This is a genomic window from Nocardioides fonticola, assembly GCF_039536805.1.
Lineage (GTDB): Bacteria > Actinomycetota > Actinomycetes > Propionibacteriales > Nocardioidaceae > Nocardioides > Nocardioides fonticola.
Genome location: NZ_BAAAZH010000008.1, coordinates 1 through 17,106 on the forward strand (window position 1 = coordinate 1; position 17,106 = coordinate 17,106).

Genomic DNA, 17,106 nt, shown 5'->3' on the forward strand with positions numbered 1-17,106 from the left:
GGCAGTGAGGGCGGAGGAGACGAAGCCGGAGATCCAGCCACAGCAGAAGATCCCGAGCAGCTTCCCGAGCTCGGCCTCCTCGATCGGGGGCAGGTCGGTCTCGTCGAAGAGGGCGCTGTCGGGGCCGTGGTCGGGGACCACGACCCCCTCGTCGGGGACCACGACCTCCTCGTCGGTGGGCGCGTCGGCGTCGGTGGGCTGGTCGGTGGTCATGCGGTCCTCCGGTGGTCGGTGTGGATGTCGAGGCCGTCGGGGCGGCCGGTGTAGGCCTTGCAGCGGCCGCAGTAGCCGTGGCGCAGGTCGGCGGGGTGGTGGGAGCGGGCGCCGCAGGACGGGCACTGGAAGTAGCGGCGCGAACGGCCACCGAGGGGTGTCGGCGCCAGCTCGTCGGCCCTGTGGTCGGCCAGGTCGTCGTGGTCGTGGGGGAGGAGCGGGGTGCCGCCCCACATGACGGCGGCGAGGACGATGAACCCGACGAATGTCGCGAACATCAGGTAGAGGCCGTGCCGGTCGACCTGGTCGCTGAGGAGCTGCAGCAGGCCGTCGAGGTGGCCGGTCATGAGGCCGGTCATGAGGGGAGTTCGTCGATCTGCTCGGCGGCCGCGCGGTGGGCCTTGTCGTCCTCGGTGGGGTCGTGGCCGAGCTGCTCGAGGTAGTCGAGGTAGGCGGTGACGGTGGCGAGCTTCTCCCGTGGCTGGATCGTCCGGGTGCCGGCGGCGGTCTCGGTGGCGTCGACGTCGTCCTCGACCATCAGCACGGCGAGGGTGGCGAAGGTGCGCAGCAGCGCCTGGGTGGTGCCGTGGATCGCGGTCGCGACGTGGTGCCGGTAGAGGTCGCGGTCCTCGCCCTTCCACAGCCGGTCGATGCCCCATCGCTGGTCGTCGGGGATGCCGGCGACCTCGAAGTACCGCTCGCCGATCCGATACGGCCAGGAGGCGCCCGCGGCCGCGTCGTCGAGCAGGTGCAGGGTGACGACGCGGAGCAGACCGACCAGGCTCGGGTCGAGCTTGGTGCTGGGCTTGATCGCGGCCAGCACGGTGTCGACCCGGAGGTTGCGGGCCACGGTCTTGGCGGCCTCGGCCTCGGCGGCTTCACGGCGAGCGGTGTCCGCGGCGGCGGCCTCGGCGGCGCGGCGCTCGTCGAGCTGCTGGTCGTGGGAGGCGTTGTTGGTGCACACGTAGGACACCTCGGACCCGGCCCACGTCTTGCGCTCGTACCAGCCCAGGCAGCCGGGGTGGTCGGCGTGGTTCGCGGAGAACGTCGAGCTGAGCGGGGTGATGCCGGCCTCGCGGGCCTGCGGGGACCAGGCATCCGAGCAGCCGGCCGGGAGCTTCACCTGGGGGATCCCGTCGGCCTTGAGCTCCGCGACCCTCTTGTCGAACGCGGCCTTGTTCTTCGCGCGGTTCTTGGCCTGCTCAAGCTCCCACCGGAAGTTGCTGGTGCCGGCGGCCTTCGCCACCTTCGTCTGCTCGGCGGCGGGCAACTCGGCGACCTTGAGGGCGTCGTCGAGGGTGAGCTGCCCCTGGTGGAGGTTGGTCTTGACCTTGTCGTCGAGCTTCAGCAGCCGCAGCCGCTTGTTGATGGTGTCGACGTGGTGGCCGGACGCCTTCGCGATGTCGCCGGGCTTCCAGCCGAAGTCGAAACGGAGCTGGCCGTAGCCCTCGGCCTCCTCGAGCGGGGTGAGGTCCTTGCGGCGGCCGTTCTCGACCAGCATCGCGGCGACCTGGTCGGCCTCGGTGACCAGGTCGTGCCGGATCACCGCGGGGCCGTGGGTGTACCCGGCCTTCAGCAGCCCGTCGAGGCGCCGGTGGCCGGCGATCAGGACGTAGCCGGCGCTGTCGGACACCGGTGCGACGACGAGCGGCTGGAGGAGGCCCTGCTCGCGGATCGACTCGACCAGCTCGGCGTCCGCGGCCGCGTCGCGGCGCACGTTCTTCGGGTGCGGGTGGACGTCGTCGAGCAGGAGCATCGAGTCGTAGGCGGTGTGGTGCGCGGACCGGGACTCGGCCGGCAGCTCGGCCGGGGTCGGCCGGGACGTCGTGCGCTTCGCCGGGGTGGTGTTCTTCGCGGGCGTGGCCATCAGAGGACACCGCCCATCGGGACGACGGTCTCGACCGGCGCGAGCACCGTGGACGGCGCGAACATCGGCACCCGGCGCCCGTCGGGGCGGATCAGGAAGTCGGGGCCGGGGATCAGGCCGTAGGCGGCCCAGGTGCAGCCGCGGGCCTTGCCCTGGTTGCGGAGCCGGGCCTGGGACTCGTCGGTGCGGTTCAGCGCGCCGAGGGTTCGGCCGATGCACTCCTGGCCGTGGATGTCCTCCGCGGCGACCGGCGTGCCGGACCTAGTGCGGGGGTGCTCGGCCAGCGCTCGTCGGAAGTCGACCAGGGTCGCGCGGTCCCCGCAGGAAGGGCAGGTGAAGGACCAGGTGTCCTCGTCGCGGCCGAATCGCGCGATCATCGTGTCCACCAGCTCTTCGGCGGTGTAGTCGGTCATGGCGGTGTTCCTCACTCCGGGATCGGACGGTTGGGGTAGGCGGCGCGGTAGGCCTCCACGCCGAGCCACACCCGGATCGGGTGGGCGTGGGTCGAGGGCAGGTCCGAGGGCTCGTAGCCCACGGGCATCTGCTCGACCGGGCGGCGGGTCGCGGCCGCGCGGACCCGGGCGCCGATCAGGCCTTGCGAGCCCGGTTCAGGGCAGGCCTTCCGGATCGTGTTGGCTGACCAGGGGCGTGCGGAGGCGTTCGCGCGGGCGATCGCGGCGTCGATCGCCAGGATCACCCGCGGGTCGGCGGCGTACACGGCGGTCGCCATGCCCTCGTCGCGGGCCGCCTCGCCAGCGGTCACGCCGGCGTCGGGGCCTGTCTGGATGTCGATGCTCAAGGGGGGCTCCTTGATCGGTAGCGGGTGCTGCGGTGCGGGCGGTTCAGGCCTCACAGCTGGAGGTCGTGGGGTGGCCGGCACGGCGACGCGGGAGGGAGGGAGGCGCCGCCGTGCCGGCCGGGGGTGGCCGCGGGTCGTGCCGGTCTGCGGGCGCACGCTGCGCGGCGTGCGGGTCGGTGCAGCCGGACGGCGGCCGCGGCCGCTGTGCCGTGCGTCCCCGAGATCGGGCGCACGGAGCTCGAGGTGGGGAAGGTCCGCCGGGGCAGGACGCGCACCGGTGCACGGAGGTCACCGGCAGTGGACGGCGTCCTTCGTTCCGGCCGCGCCAGCAGCAGCGCGGGCCGGTGACGTGAACCCCGACGGACCAGCTCGCGGGCGCTCACTGGCGCCGTCCCAGGCGGCGGTCAGCGTTCGCGGCGATGGCATCGCTGATCGCCTTGGACCTGCGCTCGAGCAGTCGCTCCAAGCGCTCCTCGAGCTCCCGCATGCGGCGCTCGATCGCTTCCCCGTCCGGGAGCAACTGGTCGAGCCACTGCGCGAGCGACGCCGGGACTGGGCGGCTCGGGTGCGGCGAGGGACCGAACGGCGTGGCGGGACCCTCGGGTCCCGCCACGCTCGTACCTTCGGAAGTCCCCACAACCGAAGACAGGAGATCCCCATGGCGGAGATCAGTGCGCGTGACGTCGAGCAGCTCCTGGCGCTGCTCGAGGAGCAGAGCGAGACGACCCAGCTCACCGTGAAGAACACGAAGGTCATCGTTGGAACGCTGCAACGAGTCCTTGAGAACCTCGATGCGCTCACCGAACGTCTCGCGGCCCTGGCTGACCGCGTCGACGCCCTCGAACAGCGCGAGGGCTGAGCAACCGTCGATCACGGCCACCTCGACGCCGAGCCGGTCGCCCAGCTGGCGGAGGACGTCGAGCTGCTCGGCGGTGGCCTCGCCGACCAGGCCGACGACAAGGGTGCGGGCGGTCATCGGATCGCTCCGGAGACCAGGCCGCGAGCGACGTCGAGGACCCACCACAGCACCGCGGCCGCGGCCGGCGCGACGATCGCGATCGCGCCGAACGGGGTGATCTTCCAGCCCGGCGCGGGAGTCCACTCGTGGACCGGGATGCAGGGTGCGGCGGCGCCCTCCAGCGCCGCCGCACCCACTCCGGGACCGCCGGTAGCCGCGACGTTCTCGGGGACGACGTCGACGGCTCGGTCAACCGGAGGCTGGAACACCGCCGCGACCACGGCCGCGGGGGTGAAGTACTCCAGGGAGTTCGAGGTCCCGATCGCGTAGTGCCGCGGATCGGTGTGGCCAGCGAGCCGGATGCAACGGCGCCCGGTCGCCGGGTGGCGCTCGTCGCAGTCGTTCCCGACCGGGAGCCCGGAGGCGTCGAAGGCGCTCACGACGCGGCCTTCGCGCGGTCGACCTCGGAGCGGGCGATGAGGTAGGCCGACGTCTTGCCGGCGCCGACCTTGGTGGCCTTGAGCTTGCCGTTGGCGATGCGGTACTGCACGGTGCGCGGAGACACGCAGAGCTCCTTGGCGGCCTCTGCGACGTTCAACTGCTCCTCGGCGAAGTTGGTCGGCATGGCGGGGAAGTTACGTGATTACGCAAGTTGTCTGCAATGGGGCGCGCCCGGATTTTCTTGCGCAACCGCGCAACTTGTCGTAACTTCGACATATGACCACGCAGCCGACAATCAGCGGTCGCATCCCGACTTGGACTCAGGGCGACCTTCTACGCAAGGCCCGCGTCTCGGCGGGCTACACCGTCGCCGAGCTCGCAGTGGCCGCCGGCATCTCCGAGAAGACGATCAACAACTACGAGGGCGACCGGTACAAGCCCCGCCGACCTGCACTGATCGCGTGGGCGCTCGCTACGGGGGTCGATCTCGCGTGGCTCGAAGGTGGGGTCACTGACCCCAGCGGGCCGGACGGCGGCGCGGCCGCCGGCGCTTCCGATGCCGCGCTCGCCGAGCTCACCGAGCAGAAGGTCAACAGGGGCCACCGCCGTATCGGTCGGTAGTCTTCGCCGGGTGTCCGAACCCACACCGCACGCCCCGCTGCTGATCGCCGGCTCCATCGCCACCGATCACCTCATGACCTTCAACGGACGCTTCGAGGAGTCCCTCGTCGTCGAGCAGCTCGACAAGCTCTCGGTCTCCTTCCTCGTCGACGACCTGGAGATCCGACGCGGCGGCGTCGGCCCGAACATCTGCTTCGGCCTGGCCCGGCTGGGCCTGCGCCCGGTGCTGGTCGGCGCGGCCGGCGAGGACTTCGTCGAGTACCGCTCCTGGCTCGAGCGCCACGGCGTCGTGTGCGACCACGTGCGGGTCTCGGAGTCCAAGCACACCGCCCGGTTCGTGTGCACCACCGACACGACCATGGCGCAGTTCGCCTCGTTCTACGCGGGCGCCATGAGCGAGGCGCGGCTCATCGAGCTGGCCCCCATCGTCGCGAAGGTCGGCGAGCCGGCCTACGTGCTGATCGGCGCCGACGACCCCGAGGGCATGCTGCGCCACACCGAGGAGTGCCGGCAGCGCGGATACCGCTTCATCGCCGACCCCAGCCAGCAGCTCGCGTTCAGCGACGGCGACCTCATCCGCCCGCTCGTCGACGGTGCGGCGATCCTGTTCTCCAACGAGTACGAGTCGCACCTCATCGAGCAGAAGACCGGATGGAGCGCCGAGGAGGTGCTCGCGCGGGTCGGCGTCCAGGTGACGACGCTGGGGGCCGCGGGGGTGCGGATCCGCCGTGCGGGCGAGGACGACGTCGTCGTGGCGGCCGCGGCCGGGGTGACCGCGGTCGAGCCGACCGGCGTCGGCGACGCCTTCCGCGGCGGCTTCCTCGCCGCGACCGCCTGGGGTCTGGGCCTGGAGCGTGCCGCCCAGGTCGGCTGCGTGCTCGCCGCCTACGTCGTCGAGACCGTCGGCACCCAGGAGTACTCCTTCACCGCCGAGCAGTTCGTGGCCCGGGTGCGCGCCTCCTACGGGGACGCCGCCGCCGAGGAGATCGCGCCGCACCTGGGCTGAGCCTGAATCCACCGGTTCCCCGCTACTGCGCGACACCATCCGGGCGCCCTGGCTTCGTTGCCGACGCTTGATGGTGCAACCAGACCGCCGTCGCGCCGGCGCCTTGCCAGGCCACCCGCCTGGTGCCGCTCGCTACGCGGCGCACCGGTGGATCCAGGCTGAGCCGGGGTTGGGCGATCCCGCGCTGACGGCTCAGAGGGTGCGCCGCACCCAGTACCGCGCGACACCGTCCTCGGCGACGTCCTCGCCCAGGTACTCCTGGCCGCGCATGCGGCACCACGCCGGGACGTCGTAGCGGGCGGCGACGTCGTCGGCAACGACCGCGAGCACCGCCCCCGGCGCGAACTCCGTGTAGCGGCGCCCGAGCCGGATCACCGGCAGCGGGCAGGGCTCCCCGCGGCAGTCCAGCTCCAGATCGGCGGTCGCCGGCAGCCCGGTCGACCCGCTCATCGCCGCAGCTCCGCGACGACCTCCGGCAGCGCCCGGCAGAAGGCCTCCACGGTCTCCTCGTCGGTGTCGCGGTGCAGCGAGAGGCGCACGTTGCCGTGGGTGAGCGCGCCCATCGCGGCCAGCACGTGGCTCGGCTCGAGCGTCGAGGCCGTGCAGGCCGATCCGCTCGCCACGCCGAACCCGCGCCGGTCGAGGGCGGTCACGAGCGCTTCGCCGTCTAGGTAGAGGCAGGAGAAGGTGACGAGGTGGGGGAGCCGCTCGTCGGGGTCGCCGACCACGTCGACGTCCTCGATGCCGGCCGCCACCCCTCGCACGCGGTCGATGAGCCGCCGCTGCCGGGCCGCGACCTCGGCGCGCTCCGTGCCGACCGCCCGGAGCGCGGCGGCGGCCGCCAGCGCGGCCGGCACGTTCTCGAAGCCGCTCGATCGCGGGTCGACCCGGTCGTCGGCGGGGAAGGGCGAACGCCAGCGCGTGCCCGGGCGCAGGAGCAGCAGACCCACGCCCGCGGGCCCGCCCCACTTGTGGGCCGAGGCGGCCGCCGCCGCCCAGCCCGCGGGCAGGTCGACGTGTCCGACCGCCGCGCAGGCGTCGACGAAGAGCGGGACGTCGCCGATGGCCTCGGCGACGGCGGTCACGGGCTGCAGGGTGCCGACCTCGTGGTTGGCGGCCTGGACCGCGACCACGGCGGTGGTGGGGGAGAGGGCCTCGCGCACGGCGTCGGGGTCGACCCGGGCGTGCCGGTCGACCGCCACCAGGTCGTGCGACCCCCCGTCGGTCGCCGCGGCCCACTCCAGAGCGTGCAGGACGGCGGAGTGCTCGACGGCGCTCGCGAGGGCGTGCCGGCCCACCCGCGAGCGCGCCAGCCGCAGGCCGAGGAGGCCCCGATGGACGGCGTCGGTGCCCGATGAGGTGAACGTCACATCGTCGCGTCGCAGGCCCAGTTCCGCGGCCACGACCTCGCGCGCGTTGTCGAGGAGCAGGCGGGCGTCCCGCGCCTGTTTGTGCAGCCTGCGGGGGTCGGCCCAGCCGTGATCGAGGGCTGCGAGCAGGGTCTCGCGGGCGGCCGGATGGAGGGCTGTGGAGGCCGCGGCGTCCAGATCGGACGGCCCCGTCGGGCCTATGGGCCCTGGCCTAACGTCCTGCGATGACCGCACACTGGAACGGTACCGGCCCCGCTGCCTTCCGCCCGCCCCGGCTCCGGTACTGTGAAAGCCGTTAAGAACGCTTGAGAGGAAGGCTCAGCCGTTGAGTCTGCAGCTCCCCCGGCGCGCCGCAGGTAACCGAGGCGTCCGTCGTCTCGTCGCCCTGCCCGCCGTGCTGATCGGCATCCTGGCCCTGGCCGGATGCTCGTCCGAGACCACGGGCGAATGGAAGCGTCTCGCGATGCCCGACCCCGTCACCGAGCAGGGTCAGAGCACGCTGGACCTGTGGCGCGGCGCCTGGATCGCCGCCCTCGTCACCGGCGTCATCGTCTGGGGCCTCATCGCGTGGGTGGTGGTCAAGTACCGCCGTCGCAGCGACGACGAGATCCCCGTCCAGACGCGCTACAACCTCCCGCTGGAGATCTTCTACACGATCGCCCCGGTGATGATGGTGATCGTGTTCTTCGCCCACACGGTGCGCGTGCAGAACATCGTGCTCGACGAGGACGCCAAGCCCGACCAGATCGTGCAGGTCGTCGGCCAGCAGTGGAGCTGGACCTTCAACTACCCGCTGCCGAACGGGAAGTTCGCCTACGAGAGCGGCACGGCGTCCTACATCCCGACGCTGGTGCTCCCGGTCGGCGAGATCACCCGGTTCCAGCTCACCTCTCCCGACGTGATCCACGACTTCGGCGTCCCGGGCTTCCTCATCAAGATGGACGTCATCCCGGGCCGCACGAACTCCTTCCAGGTGACGCCGAAGCGCACCGGCACCTTCGCCGGCAAGTGCTACGAGCTCTGCGGCGTCTACCACTCGCGGATGCTCTTCAACGTGAAGATCGTCTCGCCCGCCGACTATGACGCCTACCTCCAGGAGCGCGTCGCCGATGGCTACGTGTCCGACCAGCCCCTGCTGGGCGGATCCGACGCCACGACCCAGGCAGGCCTTCCGACCGAGGGAGAGACCGAGTGACCGCCGTCGCCAGTCCCACCGTGACCATCGAGCGGCGCAAGCCGCTCGGCCAGCAGCTCGTCCGCATGATGACGACGACCGATCACAAGCTGATCGGGAAGATGTACCTGGTGACCTCGTTCGCCTGGTTCATCATCGGCGGCATCATGGCGCTGCTCATCCGCAGCGAGCTGGCCTACCCGGGCCAGCAGGTCGTGAACGACGAGGTCTACAACCAGCTGTTCACGATGCACGGCACGATCATGCTGCTGCTGTTCGCGACGCCGCTGTTCTTCGGCTTCGCCAACGTGATCATGCCGCTGCAGATCGGCTCGCCCGACGTCGCGTTCCCGCGGCTCAACATGTTCAGCTACTGGCTGTTCCTGTTCGGCGGCCTCATCGCGGCCTCCGGCTTCCTGACCCCGCAGGGCGCGGCCGACTTCGGTTGGTTCGCCTACACCCCGCTCTCGGACGCCGTCCGCAGCCCGGGCGTGGGCGGTGACCTGTGGATCATGGGTCTGTGGATGGCCGGTCTGGGCTCGATCCTCGGTGCGGTCAACTTCATCACCACGATCATCTGCATGCGTGCCCCGGGCATGACCATGTTCCGGATGTCGCTGTTCACCTGGAACACCCTCATCACCAGCCTCCTGGTGCTGATCGCGTTCCCGGTGCTCGCCGGCGCGCTGCTCTCCCTCGAGGCCGACCGCCAGCTGGGCGCGCACGTCTTCGACGCCGCCCACGGCGGCCCGATCCTGTGGCAGCACCTGTTCTGGTTCTTCGGCCACCCGGAGGTCTACATCATTGCGCTGCCGTTCTTCGGCATCGTGACCGAGATCCTGCCGGTCTTCAGCCGCAAGCCGATCTTCGGCTACATCGGCCTGGTCGGCGCCACGCTCGGCATCGCGATCCTCTCGGTCGCCGTGTGGGCCCACCACATGTTCGTCACCGGCGCGGTCGACCTGCCGTTCTTCTCCGGCATGACCTTCCTCATCGCGGTGCCCACCGGCGTGAAGTTCTTCAACTGGATCGGCACGATGTGGGGCGGATCCCTGAGCTTCGACACCCCGATGCTGTGGTCGATCGGCTTCCTCACGACCTTCCTCTTCGGTGGTCTCACCGGCATCATCCTGGCCAGCCCGCCGCTGGACTTCCACGTCTCCGACTCCTACTTCGTGGTGGCCCACTTCCACTACGTCGTCTTCGGCACCGTGGTGTTCGCGATGTTCGCGGGCTTCTACTTCTGGTGGCCCAAGATGACCGGCCGGATGCTCGACGAGCGCCTGGGCAAGCTGCACTTCTGGCTGCTCTTCATCGGCTTCCACACGACCTTCCTGGTCCAGCACTGGCTGGGTGTCGAGGGCATGCCGCGGCGGTACGCCGACTACCTGCCCGGTGACGGCTTCACCACGCTGAACCAGATCTCGACGGTGGGCGCGTTCCTGCTCAGCCTCTCGATGCTGCCGTTCTTCTACAACGTCTACGTCTCGCGGCGGAACCCGCTGGTCGAGATGGACGACCCGTGGGGTTGGGGCCGCTCGCTGGAGTGGGCGACGTCCTGCCCGCCGCCGCGCCACAACTTCCACACGATCCCGCGCATCCGCTCGGAGTCGCCGGCCTTCGACCTCCACCACCCGGAGATCGCGGCGCTGGACCTGGAGGAGAACGGTGACGGCGTCGGCGTCGACGCCCCCAACATGGAGGGTCGCGCCGAGCACATCGACGACCTCCTCAACGAGAACGAGCGGGAGGGCGACGCCTGATGAAGTCCGAGACCTGGATCTTCGCGGTCTGCACCGTCTTCCTGGTGCTGGTCACGCCGGCCTACTGGCTGGTGACCGACTCCTCCGAGCACGGAGGCGACTGGACCGGCACCTCGGCCCTGACGATGACGACCCTGCTGACCGCGATGGTCACCTTCTACCTCGGCTTCCAGGCCCGCCGGATGGACCCCCGTCCGGAGGACCGCAAGGACGCCGAGATCGCCGACGGCGCCGGCGAGCTGGGCTTCTTCCCGCCCTACTCGTGGTGGCCGCTCTGGGCGGCGCTGACGCTCGGCGTCATCGTGTTCGCGCTGGCGATGAAGGCCTGGTGGCTCGCGATCATCGGCGGCGTCATCGGCGCGATCGCCGTCTGCGGCCTGGTGTTCGAGTACTACCGGGGCGAGCACGCTCACTGAGTACTGCTGACGTCCCCGACGAGGGCCCTCCGGAGTTCCGGGGGGCCCTCGTCGCATGCCGAGTCGGGGAATGTCCTCGAGGACCTTTACCCTGGAGACGGGTCACCGCTCCGGAAGCGATCCTCGTCGACGACAACCGACCGCCGCCGCGCGACGTCTCCGCAGCAGACCGACCGACACCGAGATCCCGGGAGCCCGTACCGATGTCCACGCACCTGACCCGCCTGCAGCGTCTCGCGCTCGCACTCGCCGTGGTTCCCGTCGCGGCCTCCCTCGCCTCCTGCGACTTCGGCGGCTCGACCGGTGCGGCCTCGCAGGAGTCCGATCCCGCCGCCTCGCCGCAGACCACGGGTGCCGCGGCCGAGACCTCGGCTCCGGTGGTCACCCTCAACGTCGGCGACGGCGAGGAGGACGTGCGGGTCGACACCCGGCTGACCGCCGTGGCGAAGGGCGGCACGCTCAAGCAGGTCAGCGTCGCCTCCAGCGCGGGCACGATCACCGGGACGGTGAACGGCAGCACCTGGACCGCCGACCAGCTCCTCGAGCCGGGGGCCACCTACCGCGTCCGCACCCTCGCCGACTCCGAGGACGGCACGCCGGTGCGCACCCTCACCCGGTTCCGCACCCAGGCACTCACCCTCGACCAGCAGACCTACGCCTCCATCGCGCCGCTCGAGGGCGAGACCGTGGGTGTCGGCATGCCCGTCATCGTCACCTTCGACGTCCCGGTCACCGATCGCGCCTCCATGGAGAAGCACATGACGGTGACCTCCACCCCGGCCCAGGCCGGATCCTGGCACTGGCTCAGCGACACCGAGGTGCACTGGCGTCCGCGCACCTACTGGAAGGCCGGCACCGACGTGCACGTCGCCGTCGACGTCAACAGCGTGCCGGCCGGCGGGGGCATCTACGGCCAGGAGGACCGCGAGGTCAACTTCCAGGTCGGCGACGCCCACATCTACAAGGTCGACGCGCAGACCCACCAGATGAAGGTCTTCAGCAACGGCAAGCTCGTGCGCACCATCCCGATCACCACCGGCAAGCCCGGCTTCACCACCCGCTCCGGGGTCAAGGTGATCATCGAGAAGTTCGCCTCCAAGCGCATGAACTCCGAGACCGTCGGCATCACCGGCTCGGAGGCCTACGACCTCGACAACGTGCAGTGGGCGATGCGACTGACCTACTCCGGTGAGTTCATCCACGCCGCTCCGTGGTCGGTCGGCTCCCAGGGCTACGCGAACGTCAGCCACGGCTGCACCGGCATGAGCACCGACAACGCGAAGTGGCTCTACGACCTCAGTCGTCGAGGCGACGTCGTGGAGACCACCGGCACCGACCGTCCGATGACCCTCGACAACGGCTACGGCGACTGGAACGAGTCGTTCGCGGCCTACCAGAAGGCCTCGGCGCTGGGCTGAGCCTCCCTCCCCGGCCGTCCACGACGCCCTGACCGGCTGCGCCTGCCGGGCGGCCTTGCGGGTTCAGGGGAAGCTGGGGGAGGGGCCCGTGACCGTCGATCGCACGTAGATCGCGATCCACCACGTGTGCCCCAGCACCGCGACCAGCACCGCGAGGATCATCCCCAGCACCTGGATCGCTCGCGGTCGCGTCGCGATCTCGGGTGCGGGCCACCACGGCACGACGGTCAGCAGCAGGTAGCGGGTGATGCTGGAGACGGGGCGCGTGCTGAGGGCGATGAAGAAGGCGTAGGCGACCGCCCAGGCCCGCAGCTCGGCGGGCCACGCCGCACGCGCCGCCCGGCGCGAGACCAGCCAGATGAGGGTCACGGCGGCGAGGGCGACCGCGAGGCTGAGCGCCGGTCGCTGCAGGGACACGGCGCTGAGCAGCCAGGAGCGGTCCACGAGCGCCGCGGAGTCGGCGAGCCAGTTCGCCTGCGTGGCGGTGTAGGCATCGGCGCGGCCGGTCACGAGAGCGGCCGTGAGCGGCCAGACCGCGAAGGAGACGAGCGAGGTTCCCGCGACGAGCGTCGCACCACGCCAGTCCGGCTCTGGTGATGTCGACCTCCGCCGACGTATGAGCGCCAGCCCGACCGCAGTCAGACCGATCGCGGGGGCGATCGGACGTACGAGCCCGAGCACGAGGGTCCAGGCGGCGGCGCTGCGGTACCGCTCCCTGCTGAGCGCTTCCAGGGCGAGCGCCAGCACCAGGAGGGCCGGCCCTTCGGTGTAGGCCATGAGGACGACCGGGGCGGCGGGAGCGATCGCGAGCCCGATGACGGTCCACGTGGCGGCGGTGGGGGAGGAGTGCCGGGCGACCATGCGGTGCAGCACCACGACGGCGGCGCAGGCACAGGCCAGATCGAGCACGCAGGCCGCCCACGCGAAGGGGAGGCCGGTGAGCGCAGTCGTCGCACCGACGAGCAGGGGGATGGCCGGGTAGAACGCCCAGGCGTTCTGGACCACGACACCGTGATCCGTCGGAAGCGTCCGCGGGTAGCCCTCCTCCGCGATTCGGCGGTACCACTGGCCGTCCCAGCTCGTGAGGATGTCGGCGAGCCCGTCACCGCTGCGCTGGGCCGGGAAGACGGCGCCGCTTCCCGCCTGGAGGGGCGCCTGGTGGTGGCCGAAGTAGGCGAACAGCGCCAGGTCGAGCAGCCGGATGGACAAGAACACGAGGAGCGCCGTCGCTGGCGCCCAGCGCAGGACGCGCATGGGTGAGGACCCTCCGAGTAGGGCGTGGGTGGGGCAGGTGGACCGGAGGCGGCCCCCTCAGATCGTGCCGCGCACATGCGAAAGGGGGCCGATCCTTCCGGATCGGCCCCCTATGGTCGCACGAGGTGTCAGTGGCTGCGGCTGCCGCCCTCGATCGCCTCGACGGTGTCGTGCTCGTCGGCCCCGTGGAGCTCGTGCTCGAAGTGGTGCTTGGCCTCTTCGATCTCCTCGGTGGTCGGCTTCTGCACGGTGTCGGCGAACCACAGCTCGGAGAGCTTGCCGCGCAGGGCCTCGAGGCGGGTGACCGGGGCGGCCACGCCGTTCTCGTCGACCTTGAGCTGCGGGACGTACACCTCGTCGCGGTCGCGCGCGGTGAGCTTGTACGCAGCCTCCTCCGACAGGGGCAGGTGACGCTCGCTGTAGCCACCCTCGGCCGAGCGCATGATGATGCCGGTCTCGTAGCCGTGGAGCAGCTTCTGCTCGTCGTGACGCTGCAGCGAGATGCACCAGCGACGGGTGATCACGAACGCCAGGGCAGGGCCGACGAAGACGGCCACGCGCATGAAGTAGGTGATCGCGTTGATGCTGGCGTGCAGCTTGATGGCGATGATGTCGTTGCCGCCGGCCGCCCACAGCAGGCCGTAGAAGGTCATCAGCGAGACCATCAGGGCCGTGCGGGTGGGGGCGTTGCGCGGACGCTCGAGCAGGTGGTGCTCACGCTTGTCGCCGGTGATCCAGGACTCCAGGAACGGCAGGAGCATGAGGATCGTGAACATCAGGCCCGGCAGGATGATGATCGGCAGGAAGACGTTCCAGGCGATCGTGTGGCCCCAGAAGTGGGACTCGATGCCGGGCATGATGCGCAGCGCGCCGTCGGGCCACCCCATGTACCAGTCGGGCTGCGAGCCGGCCGTGACCTTGGTCGGGTCGTAGGGGCCGAACTTCCACACCGGGTTGATCGAGAGCAGACCGCCCATGATCGCGGTGACGCCGAAGACGATGAAGAAGAAGCCACCGGCCTTGGCGGCGTACACCGGGAGCATCGGGTAGCCGACGACGTTCTCCTCGGTGCGGCCGGGACCGGGCCACTGCGTGTGCTTGTGGTAGACGAGCAGCAGCATGTGGGCCGCGATGAGCGCGAGCAGCAGACCCGGGATCAGCAGCACGTGGATGATGTAGAGCCGCGGGATGATCGCCTCGCCGGGGAACTCGCCGCCGAAGAGGAAGAACGACAGGTAGGTGCCCACGACCGGGATCGACTTCATGAAGCCGTCGGCGGCGCGGATACCGGTGCCCGAGAGCAGGTCGTCGGGCAGCGAGTAGCCGGTGAAGCCCTCGAGGGTGCCGAGCAGCAGCAGCAGCGAGCCGATGACCCAGTTGAGCTCACGCGGCTTGCGGAAGGCGCCGGTGAAGTACACGCGGAGCAGGTGCACCATCATCGAGGCGACGAAGAGCATGGCCGCCCAGTGGTGCATCTGACGCATCAGCAGTCCGCCGCGCACATCGAAGGAGATGTGCAGGCTCGAGGCGTACGCCTCGGACATGGGGATGCCGCGGAGCTGGTCGTAGGAGCCCTGGTAGGTGACCTCGCCCATGCTCGGGGTGAACCAGAGCGTGAGGAAGATGCCCGACAGGAGGAGGACCACGAAGCTCCACAGGGCGATCTCGCCCAACATGAAGGACCAGTGGTCGGGGAAGACCTTGCGCAGGTTCTTCTTCATCGCCGTACCGAGGCCCAGACGCTCGTCGGCCCAGGTGGCCACGGCTCCGGCTCGGTTCGGCTTGCTGGCGCTGGCCGGCGTCGTGCGGTTGCTCGACGCGACCCTGCTGGTGTCGATGCTCATAGATCAGCCTCGCCTTGGTCGCCGATGTCCTTGCTGTCTCGTTCCCAGAAGCTCGGGCCGACCGGCTCGAGGAAGTCACTCTGGGCGATGATGTAGCCCTCGCTGTCGACTGCAAGCGGCAGCTGGGGCAGGGGGCGGGCAGCGGGCCCGAAGACCACCCGGGCGGAGTCGGCCAGATCGAAGGTCGACTGGTGGCAGGGGCACAGCACGTGGTGCGTGGTGCGCTCGTAGAGCGAGATCGGGCACCCGACGTGGGTGCAGATCTTGGAGTAGCAGACGATGCCGTCGACGTCCCAGTTCTCACGGCCCCGACCGGGCTTCAGCTCGGTCGGCTCCATGCGGACGACGATGACGGCACCCTTGGCCTTCTGCTGGTTGAGCTCGACACCCTCGATCTCGGGGTAGCCGTTCTCCTCCGTCGGGAAGAGGGCCTCGGGTGCTGCGTTCACGAGGTCGCCGATCTCGAGATCGGCGGCCTTGATCGGGGTACCGACGACATCGCGCACGACGCGCATGCCCTTGGTCCAGATCGTGCTCTTCAGCTTGTCGCCCGGCAGCGGACCGAGGTCGCGCAGCAGGACGATCGCGGGCGCGCCGAGGAGGCCGACCGCGCCGAGGAGCGAGTTGCGGATGAGGGGTCGCCGGGCGATGCCGGACTCCTCCAGGCCTGCCTGCAGAGCCGCGATCGTGGCCTCGCGGTCCTCCTGCGAGGAGGCGGCGGGGTGGCGCATCTCGACCATCTCGTGGTCGCCCATGAGCTTGCGGGCCCACTGGATCACGCCGACGCCGATGAAGAGCAGTGCGCCACCGAGGGTCAGGCCGAGCGCCACGTTCGAGGCGCCCAGGCCGAGCGAGGAGTCCCACTCGTCCCCGACCTTGAAGGCCAGGTAGGAGACCACGAACAGCACGGTGCACACGGCCGAGAGGCCGAACAGGGCCGCGACCTGGCGCTCGGCGCGCTTCTCGGCCTTCTCGTCGACGTCGGTGGGACGCCACTGGTGCTCGGGCAGGCCCGGGTTCGGGATCGGCTCCTCGGCCGCGAGCTCGGGGAGCTTGTCGCTGTGGTCGATCACGCCGCGACCTCCTTCTTCTTCTTCGAGGAGCGCGTGGTGTGGGCCGCGATCCAGACGGCGAAGCCGACCAGACCGCCGATACCCACGATCCACGCGAACAGGCCCTCGGCCACCGGGCCGAGGCCGCCCATGCTGAAGCCGCCGTAGCCGGTCTCGTCGTTGAGCGAGCCGAGGTAGGCGATGACGTCGCGCTTCTCCTCCGGCGAGAGGTTGCCGTTGCTGAAGCTCGGCATGTTCTGCGGACCGGTCAGGAGGGCCTCGTAGATGTAGCGGGGCTCGACGCCGCGGATCTTCGGGGCGTAGCCGCCGCGCGGCATGGCACCGCCGGAGCCCTCGAAGTTGTGGCACGCCGTGCAGTTGGTGAGGAAGATCTGGCCACCGCGGACGATCGCCGCCTGGCGCTCCTCCTCCGAGAGCCCGTCGAGGCTGTAGTCGGAGGCGTTCGGCACCGACGGGCCGGGGCCGAGCGAGGCCACGTAGGCGGCCATCGCGTCGATCTCGTCCTGGGTGTAGACGACCTTCTTGCGCGGCGCCTGGGCACCCGGCTGCGCCATCGGCATGCGGCCGGTGCCGACCTGGAAGTCGACCGCCGCGGCACCGACGCCGACGAGGGACGGGCCGAGCTGGTTGCCGTCGATCGTGGAGATGCCCTGGCCGTTCTGGCCGTGGCAGAACGAGCAGCCGACGAGGAAGAGCTTGCGGCCCTCCTCGACCTTCATGGACTGGGAGTCCTCCTTGGCCGCCTGGGCCGGGGAGAACGTCGCGTAGAGACCGCCGGTGAGACCGAGTCCGATGACGAGCAGCAAGAGCCCGGCCAGGGGACCCCGACGGTGCCGGGAGAGCCGGCCGGCGGATCGATTCAAAAGACGCACGATGTGACTTGTCCTCG

The 17,106-nt window shown here is 70.5% G+C and carries 20 protein-coding genes; 6 read left to right on the plus strand and 14 right to left on the minus strand.

The window, feature by feature from the left end; genetic code table 11:
• From ABD671_RS04210 to ABD671_RS04245, 8 genes are all read right to left on the minus strand, one after another.
• A partial coding sequence (locus tag ABD671_RS04210; RefSeq protein ID WP_344731987.1) for a hypothetical protein occupies positions 1–213 on the minus strand: 213 nt, incomplete at its 3' end.
• Complete coding sequence (locus tag ABD671_RS04215; RefSeq protein WP_344731988.1) at positions 210–572, minus strand: hypothetical protein; 363 nt, start codon at positions 570–572, stop codon at positions 210–212. The genes ABD671_RS04215 and ABD671_RS04210, both read right to left, overlap by 4 nt.
• Positions 569–2,080 (minus strand): ParB/RepB/Spo0J family partition protein, encoded by a 1,512-nt coding sequence (locus tag ABD671_RS04220; protein WP_344731989.1) that lies wholly within the window; start codon positions 2,078–2,080, stop codon positions 569–571. The genes ABD671_RS04215 and ABD671_RS04220 overlap by 4 nt, the downstream gene beginning before the upstream one ends.
• Positions 2,080–2,493, minus strand: coding sequence for a VVA0879 family protein (locus ABD671_RS04225; protein ID WP_344731990.1), 414 nt, complete (start codon positions 2,491–2,493; stop codon positions 2,080–2,082). The genes ABD671_RS04220 and ABD671_RS04225 overlap by 1 nt, the downstream gene beginning before the upstream one ends.
• Positions 2,494–2,504: 11 nt before the next feature.
• Positions 2,505–2,879 (minus strand): hypothetical protein, encoded by a 375-nt coding sequence (locus tag ABD671_RS04230; RefSeq protein WP_344731991.1) that lies wholly within the window; start codon positions 2,877–2,879, stop codon positions 2,505–2,507.
• A gap of 379 nt (positions 2,880–3,258) precedes the next feature.
• Positions 3,259–3,855, minus strand: coding sequence for a hypothetical protein (locus tag ABD671_RS04235; protein ID WP_344731992.1), 597 nt, complete (start codon positions 3,853–3,855; stop codon positions 3,259–3,261).
• Positions 3,852–4,277 (minus strand): hypothetical protein, encoded by a 426-nt coding sequence (locus tag ABD671_RS04240; protein ID WP_344731993.1) that lies wholly within the window; start codon positions 4,275–4,277, stop codon positions 3,852–3,854. Before ABD671_RS04240 ends, ABD671_RS04235 begins: the two co-directional genes overlap by 4 nt.
• Positions 4,274–4,462, minus strand: a complete 189-nt coding sequence (locus ABD671_RS04245) for a helix-turn-helix domain-containing protein (RefSeq protein ID WP_344731994.1) — start codon at positions 4,460–4,462, stop codon at positions 4,274–4,276. The genes ABD671_RS04240 and ABD671_RS04245 overlap by 4 nt, the downstream gene beginning before the upstream one ends.
• A gap of 92 nt (positions 4,463–4,554) precedes the next feature.
• On the opposite strand from ABD671_RS04245, the gene ABD671_RS04250 reads away from it, so the two are divergent.
• On the plus strand, positions 4,555–4,899 hold the full coding sequence (locus ABD671_RS04250; protein ID WP_344731995.1) for a helix-turn-helix domain-containing protein: 345 nt from the start codon (positions 4,555–4,557) through the stop codon (positions 4,897–4,899).
• 73 nt (positions 4,900–4,972) lie between these two features.
• Entirely contained in the window at positions 4,973–5,905 is a 933-nt protein-coding gene (locus ABD671_RS04255) for a carbohydrate kinase family protein (RefSeq protein ID WP_344732216.1), read from the plus strand.
• 192 nt (positions 5,906–6,097) lie between these two features.
• On the opposite strand, the gene ABD671_RS04260 is transcribed toward ABD671_RS04255, so the two are convergent.
• Complete coding sequence (locus tag ABD671_RS04260) at positions 6,098–6,355, minus strand: sulfurtransferase TusA family protein (protein ID WP_344731996.1); 258 nt, start codon at positions 6,353–6,355, stop codon at positions 6,098–6,100.
• Positions 6,352–7,509, minus strand: coding sequence for a cysteine desulfurase family protein (locus ABD671_RS04265; RefSeq protein WP_344731997.1), 1,158 nt, complete (start codon positions 7,507–7,509; stop codon positions 6,352–6,354). Before ABD671_RS04265 ends, ABD671_RS04260 begins: the two co-directional genes overlap by 4 nt.
• A 91-nt stretch (positions 7,510–7,600) precedes the next feature.
• Here ABD671_RS04265 and ctaC point away from each other — a divergent pair, with 91 nt between their 5' ends.
• From ctaC to ABD671_RS04285, 4 genes are all read left to right on the plus strand, one after another.
• Positions 7,601–8,470: an aa3-type cytochrome oxidase subunit II gene (gene ctaC / locus ABD671_RS04270; RefSeq protein ID WP_344731998.1), complete on the plus strand. Its 870-nt coding sequence runs from the start codon at positions 7,601–7,603 to the stop codon at positions 8,468–8,470.
• Positions 8,467–10,212 carry an aa3-type cytochrome oxidase subunit I gene (gene ctaD, locus ABD671_RS04275; RefSeq protein WP_425574878.1) on the plus strand — a complete coding sequence of 582 codons (1,746 nt, stop codon included), beginning with the start codon at positions 8,467–8,469 and terminating at the stop codon, positions 10,210–10,212. The genes ctaC and ctaD overlap by 4 nt, the downstream gene beginning before the upstream one ends.
• The gene (locus tag ABD671_RS04280) at positions 10,212–10,628 is read left to right on the plus strand and encodes a cytochrome c oxidase subunit 4 (protein WP_344731999.1); all 417 of its coding nucleotides are present in this window, start codon (positions 10,212–10,214) and stop codon (positions 10,626–10,628) included. Before ctaD ends, ABD671_RS04280 begins: the two co-directional genes overlap by 1 nt.
• A gap of 203 nt (positions 10,629–10,831) precedes the next feature.
• A complete protein-coding gene (locus ABD671_RS04285; RefSeq protein ID WP_344732000.1) occupies positions 10,832–12,046 on the plus strand; it encodes a L,D-transpeptidase in 1,215 nt (404 codons plus the stop codon).
• A gap of 63 nt (positions 12,047–12,109) precedes the next feature.
• On the opposite strand, the gene ABD671_RS04290 is transcribed toward ABD671_RS04285, so the two are convergent.
• The 4 genes from ABD671_RS04290 to qcrC all read right to left on the minus strand — a co-directional run bounded on the left by ABD671_RS04290 (position 12,110) and on the right by qcrC (position 17,089).
• Complete coding sequence (locus tag ABD671_RS04290; protein ID WP_344732001.1) at positions 12,110–13,300, minus strand: hypothetical protein; 1,191 nt, start codon at positions 13,298–13,300, stop codon at positions 12,110–12,112.
• Positions 13,301–13,428: 128 nt separating this feature from the next.
• The gene (gene qcrB / locus ABD671_RS04295; RefSeq protein ID WP_344732002.1) at positions 13,429–15,144 is read right to left on the minus strand and encodes a cytochrome bc1 complex cytochrome b subunit; all 1,716 of its coding nucleotides are present in this window, start codon (positions 15,142–15,144) and stop codon (positions 13,429–13,431) included.
• Positions 15,141–16,217 carry a cytochrome bc1 complex Rieske iron-sulfur subunit gene (qcrA, locus tag ABD671_RS04300; protein ID WP_344732003.1) on the minus strand — a complete coding sequence of 359 codons (1,077 nt, stop codon included), beginning with the start codon at positions 16,215–16,217 and terminating at the stop codon, positions 15,141–15,143. The genes qcrB and qcrA overlap by 4 nt, the downstream gene beginning before the upstream one ends.
• A complete protein-coding gene (qcrC, locus tag ABD671_RS04305; protein ID WP_344732004.1) occupies positions 16,214–17,089 on the minus strand; it encodes a cytochrome bc1 complex diheme cytochrome c subunit in 876 nt (291 codons plus the stop codon). Before qcrC ends, qcrA begins: the two co-directional genes overlap by 4 nt.
• Positions 17,090–17,106 lie beyond the last annotated feature (17 nt).